The sequence below is a fragment of the Frankia sp. CoWAU3 genome (assembly GCF_977971855.1).
The window spans coordinates 4096-14562 of the sequence record NZ_CDWWXB010000079.1 but is presented as its reverse complement, the minus strand read 5'-3'; the positions used below and the strand labels follow the sequence as shown (position 1 = coordinate 14562).

The following is a 10467-nucleotide window of genomic DNA, read 5'->3' as shown; positions in this document are numbered from 1 at the left end:
CGTCTACAAAACATCACCAATCACAACGTAGCGTAATCTCTGCGCGGCCCTGCTATAGTGCCAAGGCGCAAGGAATCTCCCGGAAAAATGTCTGAACCGCCTCGGCGTGTCCGGCGCTGAGGTGTCCTCGGTTCTGTGGGGTCGGCTTGCTGGATGGTGACCATCCAGCCTTGGCGGCTGGCCGGCAGACGAGGATGTAGCCGGGATGGTTACCGTCCCCGTCCCGTGCCACCGCCCTACCCACCGGTCGGTACGGGACGGGGACGGCGCGTCAGGAACTCCAGGAGGGAGAACTGCCGTGGCGTCGGCTCGACCGGTGACTCACCCCGCCAGGCCCGGTGCGACGCGGGTCGAGCCGGAGATCGCCAGCCGCCAGGACGACCGGGCGTTCCCCACCACCACGGCGCAGCAGCGCCCGCAGTCGCGCCACCAGACTCCGGTCGTCGTCCGCCACCAGGATGCGCATGCGCGGAACAGTGCCACCCTGCCGCTGGGCGCCGGCCGAATCCCTGCTGAATCTTCACTCTGAAGGACGGGGCCCTGCGCGCTACGTTTCCCGGTCACGGGCCTCGAGTCGGTCCGCGGGAAGAAGAGCACGAGGAGGATCATGCGGCACGAACACCGGACCCCGGTCGACGTTCTTGCGCTACTGATACGGGACGGCCGCCTGCTCCTGGCGAAACGCGCGGGAGGCATCTACGGAAGCGGCTGCTGGGCGCTGCCCAGCGGACGGATCGAGCCCGCCGAGGACGTCGTGACCGCGGTGATCCGGGAGCTCGGCGAGGAGCTCGGTATCGGGGTCGAACCCGAGGAGGTCACTTTCGCGGGTATCACGCATGCCCTTCCGCCGGACAGCGACGCTCGTATCGGTTTCGGCTTCCTGGTGTCGCGGTGGAGCGGCGAGCCCACCAATCGGGAGCCAGCCACCTGCTCCGCCCTCGCCTGGCACCCACCGGACGATCTGCCGGCCGACACGCTGGCGTACAGCAGGGAGATCATCCGTCTGCATCTGCGGGCGGAACCGTTCTCCCGGTTCGGCTGGCCGCCGAGTCGGGGAGCGGGCGCACGATCGCGGCAGGCTTTCTCGGCTATCCGGTCCCGCGACCGGTCCACGGCTCCCCCGCCAGACCGAGCTGGCTGATCCAGGTCTGGTAACAGCGGCGGTCGGCGAGCCGGGTCCAGTCGCCGCCCCACCGCTCCATGGCCGTACGGACACCGCACCCGCAGAATGCGCATGGCGGCGACGTGGATGCAACATGCAACAAAACCTTCACGGCCGTCGACCAATAGCAATGGAGATGCTACTTTCAGTTCACACCTTGAGCGAGAGGGGAGAGGATGACGATCATCGCCATCGCGCCGCATCGAACGCCCGTACGTACCGCCGTCGCGATGATCAGCATCCTCGCTCTCACCACCGTCCTGATCGGCGTCGGCCTAGCCGGATCCGCCGTGGCCGGCGCCTGCCCGACGGCCGGGTCCAGTGACGTGGGGAAGACGGGGAAGATCAGAAAAACCGAGAAGATCAAGAAAACCGAGAAAACCTGTCCCGATGGGGACGATGCGCCGCCGTTCGGCTTTCTCGATCTCGCCGACGCATCCCCCGCCGGCATCCGCGTCGCCGGCTGGACCATCGACCCGGGGGACCTCACCCGCCCCCTGGCCGTAACGATCATTCTGGACGACGTCGCCACCGCCACCGTCGTCGCCGACCGCTCCCGTCCCGACGTCGCCCGGGCCCACCCGGGCGCCGGCCCCGACCACGGCTTCGACACCACCGTGGCCGCCGCACCCGGCACCCACACCGTCTGCACCGCCGCGGTGAACATCGGCCCGCTCGGCTCCTTCCACCGGCGGAGCCTCGGCTGCGCCACCGCGACCGTGGACGCGCCCGCCGTCGACCACACGCCCCTCGGCTACCTCGACCTCGCGACGCCCAACCCGTGGATCACCGCCGGCTGGAGCAGCGTCCGCGTCGCCGGCTGGACCTACGACCCCGACGACCCCGCCGACCCCCTCATCGTCACGGTCACTCTCGACGGTGCCACCGCCACCACCGCCACCGCGGACGCCTCCCGACCGGACGTCGCCCGCTTCTACCCCGACGCCGGCTCCGACCACGGCTTCGAGACCACCGTCATCACGAGCGCCGTCCCGCACACGGTGTGCGCCTACGCCACGAACGCCGGGCCCGACGGCCCCATCCGGCATCAGCTCGGCTGCGCCACCGTCTCCTGGCTCCCCTGACCGCTGCTGGTCCCTCTGACCACCGCCGGCCGCGATGCGCAGGTCCCGCCCGGCGGTCGTCTCACTCGGCGTCTGGAGCGGCGGCCGGAGCGAAGACCGTGGCGAGCGCGGGCAGCGCTCCGGGCACGAGTCGGTAGTAGGCCCACACGCCACGCTTCTCCCGGCTGATCAGGCCGGCGGCGACAAGAACCTTCAGGTGGTGACTGACGGTCGGCTGGGTCAGCCCGAGCGGCTCGGTCAGTTCGCAGACGCACGCCTCACCACCCTCCCGCGCATAGATCATCGACAGCAGCCGCAGCCGGGCGGGAACGGCGATCGCTTTGAGCACACCGACGAGACGTTCGGCGTCCTCCGCGGACAGCGGGGTGCGAGCCAGCGGCGTGCAGCAGGACGCGACGGTGCCCGCGAGCCCGCTCGGTGCGTCACCCTCGTCACCGTGATCACCGTGATCACCGTGATCACGCGCGGTCAGGGGCACCAGGGTCGATGCGAACGTCGTCGTCATGCACACCAGCATGCCCCACGGGACCGCACCCGGGCCCATCCAGCCATCCTGGCGGCCCATAAAACTTGACAGGATTACATAGCGCTGTTTATCTCTACATGTTCGTGTGATGGAAGCCGGTGTGATTCCGGCATGGTCGCGCCACTGTGATCGGCCCGTCCGTCCTGGATGGTCTCGGAAGTCAGACCCATTGCCCGAACCCGTCCTACCCGTGGAACGCGTGATTCCAGTGGAGGTTCTCCGCATGGCGCACCCCGCCGTCTCCCCCGCACCGCTCGCCCTGCCGGCCATCCCGATACGTGAGCTGGTGCCCTTCCTGCTCTTCGGCGGGCTGCTGGCGCTGCTCGGGTTGTACTTCGTCGGCGCCGAGCAGGGCGCGCTGTCAATCTTCGGCGGGAACTACGTCCACGAGTTCGTGCACGACGCCCGCCACCTGCTCGGCTTCCCCTGCCACTAACGCCTCCTCCCGATCTGTTCCAGCGAGGAGACGCTGTGGCACGAACACTGTTGATCCGTGGCATGCTCGTCGGTCTGGTCGCAGCCGTGCTCGCCTTCATCGTCGCGAAGACCCTCGGCGAGAGCCAGATCGGTCACGCGATCACCTTCGAGTCGGCAGGCGAGAGTTCCACTCATGCGCACGAGGTGGTGGGTCTCGCCGCTCACGCGCACGAGGAGTCCGAGCCGGTGTCCCGGACCGTGCAGTCGACGCTCGGTCTGTTCACCGGTCTGCTGCTCTTCTCCGTCGCCATCGGCGGCATGTTCGCCCTGGCGTATGCGTGCGTGCAGGGCCGCCTGGGCACCCTCGGGCCCCGCGGGACGGCCGCCCTGGTCGCCCTCGCCGGGTTCACCGCGGTCTACCTCCTGCCCGATTTGAAGTACCCGGCGAATCCCCCCGCGATCGGGAATCCCGACACGATCGGCCGGCGGACCGTCCTGTACTTCCTCATGATCCTGATCTCGGTGATCGTCGTGGTCGGGACGGGTGTGGCCGCGCGGCGGCTCACCGGCCGGCTCGGCGGCTGGAACGCGACGATCGCCGCCGCCGTCGGCGGGCTGGTGGTCCTGGGCGTCGTCTACGCCGTTCTGCCCCGCGTGCACGAGACGCCGGAGGGCTTCCCGGCCGACGTGCTGTGGCGGTTCCGGATCGCCTCGCTCGCCATCCAGGCGACCGTCTGGGCGGCCATCGGCCTGCTGTTCGGCACGTTGACCGAACGCGCGTTCCGACGTACCGCGGCCCCCACCAGCGCGATCGGTGCCGCCGGTGCGGCTGGCCCTGGTTAGTTGCGCGCCGACCGTGGCCCTGCGGGCCGCCCGGTTCCCTGTCGACGAGCCTCTCGACGCCGACGGGCTGCGCCGAGCCGCCGGCGCCGCCGAGGCGGTAGCGGCTGGCGCGCTTCCCGCGACGGGACGGGTGCTCTGCGACGGATCCGCGCGGGCCTGTCAGACCGCCGCCGCCCTGGGCCTCGGTGCCCGCAAGGGTGACGTCACCATCCCGCGGGCCCCGGGCCCACCCGTCGTCCCCGAGGTGGATCCGGCCCTGCGCGACCTGGACGTCGGGGCCTGGCGGGGGCGCAGCCTGGACGAGATTCCCCCGGACGAGCTGCGCCGGTGGCACAGCGATCCGGCGGTGGCCCCGCCGGGCGGCGAATCCCTACTGAGCTTGCTCAGCCGCGTCGAGAACTGGCTGGTCCGGCGAAGCACCGAACCGAGCCACATCATCGCGGTGACCCATCCGGCGGTCATCCGGGGCGTGCTCGTGGTCGCCCTGCGCTGCCCGGTCGAGATGTTCTGGCGGATCGACGTCGCCCCGTTGACGGCGACCCTCCTGCACCATCGGATCGGCGCGGGCGGTCATGACGGCACGACCGGCACGCAGCCGAAAACGGAGAGTGCCGCGACCGCGACCGGAACCGGAACCGGAACCGACTGGACCTTGACACACGTCTGCCGCCCGCTTTAGCGAGATCCGCCGGGTCCGGCGTCCATCGGCGCCGGTGCGCGGGTGGGAAAGCTCATGGTCGCCCAGGGGGCTCGGGGTGACCGTTCTGCCCGACTACAGCATCGTGGGCGACCCGCCCGAACGCAGCGGCGTCATCACCCACCGCTCGCTTGGAGGTCGAGTGAAAATCGCATCAGAATCGTCAGGTTCGACCGGTTTCCCGGCCCGGCCACGAGGCTGCCGCGGCCCCTTGACGCGCGGCACCGTCCGGATGGAATCATGGCCGTGGGTCCGAACCCCCAGGTGGCCCCAGGTGGCTAGATGACCCCGGGTGAGAGGCGGTCGGGTGGGTAAGCACGCGAAACCGGTAGCCTGCCCGACCTGCAACGGCAGCGGGAAGATCACCGTGACCAGCGACGGCAAGAACGAGACCGTCTCCTGCGGCGTGTGCAAGGGCTCAGGGAAGGCGTGAGCGTCCGCCGGGTGAACCGCGAGGATTTCATCCCGGATGAGATCTGGGTCCGGGACGAGGACGGGTTCTTCCTGGTCCCGCTCCGGCGCCAGGATGATCCACAGCGGTGGTCGGAGCTGTGCCGCAGCGACGACGGGATCACGACGCAGGTCGACGACGGGACGGGCAGGTACGACGGTAGGGGCGTCATACCGACCAGTTCCAGCAGCGCGCCGTGGGTCATGGCCCGGATGCTCGACCTCCTCGATGTGCGGGACGGGATGAACGTCCTCGAGATCGGTACCGGGACCGGCTATAACGCGGCGCTGCTCGCCGAGCAGACCCCGACCGGCCAGGTCACCACCATCGAGATCGATCCGGGAATCGCGGGGCACGCCCGCGCGGCCCTCGCCAGGATCGGCCGTCCGGTGACGGTGGTCGTCGGGGACGGCGCGGCGGGGTTTCCCGATCGGGCTCCCTACGACCGGATCATCGCCACGGCGTCGGTGGTTACCGTTCCCTACCCCTGGATCACGCAGACCCGGCCGGGCGGGCGGATCGTGCTGCCGTTCACGAGCGAGTTCGGTGGGGCACTGCTGTCATTGACCGTCGCGGACGGCACCGCCTCGGGCCATTTTCATGATGATGCGGGTTTCATGCGGTTGCGCGGCCAACGGGCCGACAAACCCGTCTGGTGGCTCGGCGAGGACGACGCCGACGTCAGAACAACCTGCCGGTATCTGGATGAGCCCTTCGCGGACGCCGCGGCCGGATTCGCGGTCGGCCTGTGGCTGCCCGGCTGCACCACCGGGCAGATCGAGGAAGGCGGCCCGGCGAGAACACTTCTGCTGTCCCACGCGGCGTCACATTCGTGGGCGTCACTGACCGCCGGGTCGGACGGGCAGTCGGACGGGCACGAGGTCACCCAGTATGGGCCACGACGGTTGTGGGACGAACTCGAAATGGCCTACGACTGGTGGGTGAACGCAGGGCGGCCGTCCTGCGCCCGCTTCGGGCTCACCGTCACCCCCGACGGTCAGACATCCTGGCTGGACTACCCGGAGCGGGTCATCCCGGCCTCGTGACCCCCGCGGACGAACCGCGCGACGGCGAACTGGCGCGACGGCGAATCGCCGAGGGTTGGTAACGGTCTCCGGTCTTGAAACCGCGCCTCACCCTCGGCAACTCTCTGTCATCAAAAGGTCGACGTCATCAAACGGTCGACGTCGCCGACCATCGGTGCATCTGCGGGGTCAGCACCTCGGATCCCGGGATCCCGGGATCCCGGGCGATCGGCGGCCCTTCACCGCTGCGGCATTACCGCGGCAGGCCGAGCCACCGGGCCCGCCTGCCGGCGGGCGGCGGTTGCTCGTCGGCAGAAGCCGCGCCGACCGCGACCATGGGTGCGGGCACCCGCACCGGTGCGTCCCACCGGCGACGCGAGCCGGTCCCGATGACCGCCGTCGGCAACGCGTCCATCGGGTCGACGAACCGGCCGGTCGACTCCTCGAACACCCAGATGCGCGCGTCGGCGATGTCGAAGTACAGGCCGACGAGTTCCAGCGTGCCGCGTGCCAGGGCACGGCGCACGGCCGGATGCGCGCGCAGGTTCTCCAACTGCTGCGCCACGTTGGCGCGGCCCAGCCTTTCCACCGGGGGCAGGTCCTCCGTGCCGGCAGGGGGCGTCCGCTCAAGCGAGGCGGCGGCGTGCGACAGCCAGCCCGCCAGGGCCGAGTCGGGTGCGCCGTCGAGCGCGCCGGACAGCAACGCCTGCATGGCGCCACAGCCGGAATGGCCGCACACCACGAGCGAGGGCACCCGCAGGACGTCGACGGCGTAGTCCAGCGCGGCGGTCACCGACAGGTCGCCACCGCGCCGCAAGGGCGCGTCCGGGTCGGATCCGGCGGGGTCGTCCACCGGGACGATGTTCCCGACATTACGGATCGTGAACAGATCGCCGGGACCGCTACTGGTGATGATGTTGGGAACAATGCGGGAGTCGGCACAGGTGAGGAACAGGGCGCCGGGCTGCTGTCCCCCGGCGAGCTCGTCGAAGGTGCCCCGCAGGAGCGGGGCGGCCCGCCGGTGGAACTCGTTCACCCCGAACAGCATTGTGCTGACGTGGTCGAATGTCCGGTCGGGGGAGGCCTGCGCCGGCACCGACACCGCCGTGTCCGGGCCCTGGACTGGGTGGATCGCCGGCGGAGTGACGCCGGCGGGCTGGGAATCCGAGGACCGCGATCCCGACGAAGGGGAATCAAACGAGGAGGGATCCGACGATGACGAGGCGAGTTCCAGTTCCTGCCACTGCGACCAGGGCGCGAACCAGCGCGGGAGGTGCGGGACGACGGTACGGCGCCGCTGCTCCGCGACCTCGGCCGGCCGGCGGAACCAGACCTGGCCGATCTCGTCGACGCTCACCGTCCCGCCGGACGCCTCGTGGTTCGCGCACCAGCCGCGCAGATGCTCATAGGCGGCGTGGTCAAGGTAGTCGACGATGAGTTCGATCGAGACGGGGGCACCGACGGGGATACGGCCCAGGATCCGCGCGAGGCGGGGCAGGGACAGGAAGCTCAGTGTCCCCTCGACTTCTACCTGCCAGAGCTCGCCGGTGCGGACCAGCCGGACACTCGACCACAGCACCCGGCGCAGGACCAGGGCGAGCGCGGTGAGCAGACCCAGGGCGACGCCCTGCAGGAGGTCGAGGGCGACGACACCGACGATTGTCACCAGGTAGACGGGCAGCTCCCCGTGCCGGCGGACGTGGCGCAGATGCGCGACGTTGACCAGCCGCGCACCGACGACGACGAGCAGGCCGGCGAGGGCGGACAGCGGGATCCACTCCACGATGCGACCCAGGAACACGGCGAACAGCAGCACCCAGACGCCGTGCAGGACGGCAGACTTCCGGGTACGCCCGCCGGAGGCGACGTTGGTGGAGCTGCGCACGATCACCCCGGTGATCGGCAACCCGCCGGCCAGGCCCGAGACGAGGTTCGCCGAGCCCTGCCCGAGCAGCTCGCGGTCGAGGTCGACGCGCGGCCCCCGCCAGCCTCGGGTGGTGGCAAGCTGGTCCACCGCGACGGCCGAGAGCAGGGACTCGACGCTGGCGACGATGGCCACGGTGACGACGCCCAGCGCGATGCCGGACCAGTCGCCGTGTGGGAGGCCCGGCAGGGCGACCGCGTCGAACAGGGACGAGGGCAGGTCGACCCTGGGCAGGTCGAAGCCCGCGACGGCAGCGAGCAGGGTGCCCGTCACGACCGCCGCGAGATAGGCGGGGATGGCTCGGACGGCGTTCGGCAGCCTCTTCGGCAACCGGGGCCAGAGCAGGATCGTGGCGATGGTGACGAAGCCGACGAGGGTCGCGGAACCGTGCGGATCGATGATCGCCTCGGGCACTGCCACGACGTTCTCCCAGGCGTGGCTCTCGGCCTGTCCGCCCAGCACCACGTGGAACTGGCCGAGGACGATCGTCAGCCCGATGCCGCCGAGCATCCCGTGGACGATGGCCGGCGAGACGGCCAGGGAGGCGCGGGCGACCCGGCAGAGCCCGAGCAGGATCTGCAGAATCCCGGCCCCTGCGGTGATCAGGCAGGTAACGCGCCACCCGTAGGTGTGGACGAGATCGGCGACGATGACGGTCAGCCCGGCTGCCGGCCCGCTCACCTGCAACGGCGCACCGCCGAGGGCGCCGGCGACGACGCCGCCGATCACCGCGGCGAGGAGACCCGCGGCGACCGGCGCCCCCGAGGCGACGGCGATGCCCAGCGACAGGGGCAACGCCACGACGAACACGACCAGGGAGGCCTGGAGATCGGGACGCAGGGGGTTGTGGTCACCCCGGGTCCGGCGCACGTTCTTGGCGGTGGACCCGGACATGGGCGGCGAATGGCTGTGCCGGGACGGTGACGGCGGGGAAACCGAAGCGGTCATGGCATCCTCCTCGAGTTCGATGCGGCGGGACGGGTGTCTCGTCGGAGATCGGCCCCGAAGTGTCACCATTGGCGATGGTTTGCCGGCGCCCGTCGGACACTGCGGTCCGACCACATCCGACGCCCACCCTGGACCCGCAGAAACGGAAAGTGACTAATGATGCACAGATCTCAACGTGCGAGTCCACAGCCGAGTTTCCCTCTGTGACAAAAGCCCCATTTATGCGTGACGCTGGACACCTTCTGTGGCATCTGCTCCTGGGCTCGGACCAGCGGCGCGACGGCGGCCCCGGGTCGCGACCGGACGGGCGGGCATCACGTTCGGGCGGGCATCACGTTCGGGCTCGATGCCCGGCGGCGGCACGATCCTGCCTGGAATCCGCATGGAAGAGGTGCACCGTGAGCACGGACAGCTTCGACGCGGTGATCGTCGGGGCCGGTCCAAACGGGCTGACCGCAGCCCTGACGCTGGCCGAGGCCGGCTGGCGGGTACTCGTCCGGGAGGCTGCGGGCACTCCCGGTGGTGGGCTGCGAACAGAAGAGCCGACGCTGTCCGGCTTCCGGCACGACGTGTGCGCAACCGTTCTGCCGCTCGCGCTCGCATCCCCCGCCCTGCGCGCCTTCGGCACAGGGCCGGCGTCCTCCGCGAACCCGGCGTCCTCCGCGAACCCGACCCCCACCGCAGACCCGACCCCCACCGAGGGGCTTCGGTGGGCGCATCCGCCGGTGCCGCTCGCCCACCCGCTCGACGACGGCCCGGCGGCGCTGCTGCGCCGCGACCTCGACGCCACCGCGGCGGGCCTCGCCGACCGGGACGGCGTCGATTCCGGCTGGCGCTGGCTGGTCGGCCCGCTGGCGTCCGACGGCTCGCGGCTGGCCGAGGGTGTGCTGGCACCGTTCGACCTGCCGCCCGCCGCGCCCCTGGCCCTCGCCCGGTTCGGCGTGCGCGGGCTGTGGTCCGCGACCGCGCTCGCCCACGCCGCGCTGCGCGGTGAGGCGGCGCGAGCGCTGTTCGCCGGGCTCGCCGCCCATTCCATGATCGATTTACATCGCCCGGTCACCGCGGGCTACGGGCTGTTCCTCGGGGTGCTCGCGCACCAGGTCGGCTGGCCGGTAGCCGTCGGTGGATCATCATCACTGGCAGAGGCCCTGGTCGCCCGGCTGCGCGAACTCGGCGGCGAACTGGTCACCGGCGCCCCGGTGACCAGCCTGTCGGAACTGCCGCCCGCGCGGGCCGTGCTGCTCGATCTCACCCCTCGCCAGGTGCTCGCGGTCGCCGGCGCCGCGCTGCCCGGCCGCTACCGCGCCGCGCTCGGCCGATACCGGTACGGACCGGGAGTTTTCAAGATCGACTGGGCGCTCGACGGACCGGTGCCCTGGCGCGATCCGG

11 protein-coding genes are annotated in these 10467 nt (G+C 70.7%); 8 read left to right on the top strand and 3 right to left on the bottom strand.

What is annotated here, in order from left to right; all coding sequences use genetic code 11:
* Positions 1-271: 271 nt before the first annotated feature.
* Positions 272-466: a response regulator gene (locus AC08ON_RS09485; protein ID WP_198537912.1), complete on the bottom strand. Its 195-nt coding sequence runs from the start codon at positions 464-466 to the stop codon at positions 272-274.
* A 141-nt stretch (positions 467-607) separates the two neighbouring features.
* On the opposite strand from AC08ON_RS09485, the gene AC08ON_RS09480 reads away from it, so the two are divergent.
* Both AC08ON_RS09480 and AC08ON_RS09475 read left to right on the top strand, forming a co-directional pair.
* Positions 608-1141 (top strand): NUDIX domain-containing protein, encoded by a 534-nt coding sequence (locus AC08ON_RS09480; protein WP_476607485.1) that lies wholly within the window; start codon positions 608-610, stop codon positions 1139-1141.
* A gap of 197 nt (positions 1142-1338) precedes the next feature.
* Positions 1339-2247, top strand: coding sequence for a hypothetical protein (locus AC08ON_RS09475; RefSeq protein ID WP_476607486.1), 909 nt, complete (start codon positions 1339-1341; stop codon positions 2245-2247).
* Between the two features lie 61 nt (positions 2248-2308).
* On the opposite strand, the gene AC08ON_RS09470 is transcribed toward AC08ON_RS09475, so the two are convergent.
* The gene (locus AC08ON_RS09470; protein ID WP_476607487.1) at positions 2309-2791 is read right to left on the bottom strand and encodes an ArsR/SmtB family transcription factor; all 483 of its coding nucleotides are present in this window, start codon (positions 2789-2791) and stop codon (positions 2309-2311) included.
* 205 nt (positions 2792-2996) lie between these two features.
* Between AC08ON_RS09470 and AC08ON_RS09465 the strand changes: the two genes are divergently transcribed.
* The 5 genes from AC08ON_RS09465 (at position 2997) to AC08ON_RS09445 (ending at position 6227) form a co-directional block, all read left to right on the top strand.
* Positions 2997-3209, top strand: coding sequence for a CbtB domain-containing protein (locus AC08ON_RS09465; RefSeq protein WP_476607488.1), 213 nt, complete (start codon positions 2997-2999; stop codon positions 3207-3209).
* Between the two features lie 35 nt (positions 3210-3244).
* Positions 3245-4033, top strand: coding sequence for a CbtA family protein (locus AC08ON_RS09460; RefSeq protein ID WP_476607489.1), 789 nt, complete (start codon positions 3245-3247; stop codon positions 4031-4033).
* Positions 4014-4712, top strand: coding sequence for a histidine phosphatase family protein (locus AC08ON_RS09455; RefSeq protein WP_476616798.1), 699 nt, complete (start codon positions 4014-4016; stop codon positions 4710-4712). The genes AC08ON_RS09460 and AC08ON_RS09455 overlap by 20 nt, the downstream gene beginning before the upstream one ends.
* Positions 4713-5037: 325 nt before the next feature.
* Positions 5038-5163: a hypothetical protein gene (locus tag AC08ON_RS09450; RefSeq protein ID WP_023842045.1), complete on the top strand. Its 126-nt coding sequence runs from the start codon at positions 5038-5040 to the stop codon at positions 5161-5163.
* A complete protein-coding gene (locus AC08ON_RS09445) occupies positions 5160-6227 on the top strand; it encodes a methyltransferase domain-containing protein (protein WP_476607491.1) in 1068 nt (355 codons plus the stop codon). Before AC08ON_RS09450 ends, AC08ON_RS09445 begins: the two co-directional genes overlap by 4 nt.
* A gap of 232 nt (positions 6228-6459) precedes the next feature.
* Here AC08ON_RS09445 and AC08ON_RS09440 read toward each other — a convergent pair whose 3' ends face one another.
* Complete coding sequence (locus tag AC08ON_RS09440; protein ID WP_476616797.1) at positions 6460-9078, bottom strand: SulP family inorganic anion transporter; 2619 nt, start codon at positions 9076-9078, stop codon at positions 6460-6462.
* A gap of 398 nt (positions 9079-9476) precedes the next feature.
* Between AC08ON_RS09440 and AC08ON_RS09435 the strand changes: the two genes are divergently transcribed.
* A partial coding sequence (locus tag AC08ON_RS09435; protein WP_476616796.1) for a phytoene desaturase family protein occupies positions 9477-10467 on the top strand: 991 nt, incomplete at its 3' end.

Bases quoted from the DNA above. Each gene is read 5' to 3' on its own strand.
- AC08ON_RS09475 (WP_476607486.1), top strand. From the start codon at position 1,339: ATGACGATCATCGCCATCGCGCCGCATCGAACGCCCGTACGTACCGCC.
- AC08ON_RS09480 (WP_476607485.1), top strand. From the start codon at position 608: ATGCGGCACGAACACCGGACCCCGGTCGACGTTCTTGCGCTACTGATA.
- AC08ON_RS09440 (WP_476616797.1), bottom strand. From the start codon at position 9,078: ATGACCGCTTCGGTTTCCCCGCCGTCACCGTCCCGGCACAGCCATTCG.
- AC08ON_RS09470 (WP_476607487.1), bottom strand. From the start codon at position 2,791: ATGGGCCCGGGTGCGGTCCCGTGGGGCATGCTGGTGTGCATGACGACG.
- AC08ON_RS09465 (WP_476607488.1), top strand. From the start codon at position 2,997: ATGGCGCACCCCGCCGTCTCCCCCGCACCGCTCGCCCTGCCGGCCATC.
- AC08ON_RS09485 (WP_198537912.1), bottom strand. From the start codon at position 466: ATGCGCATCCTGGTGGCGGACGACGACCGGAGTCTGGTGGCGCGACTG.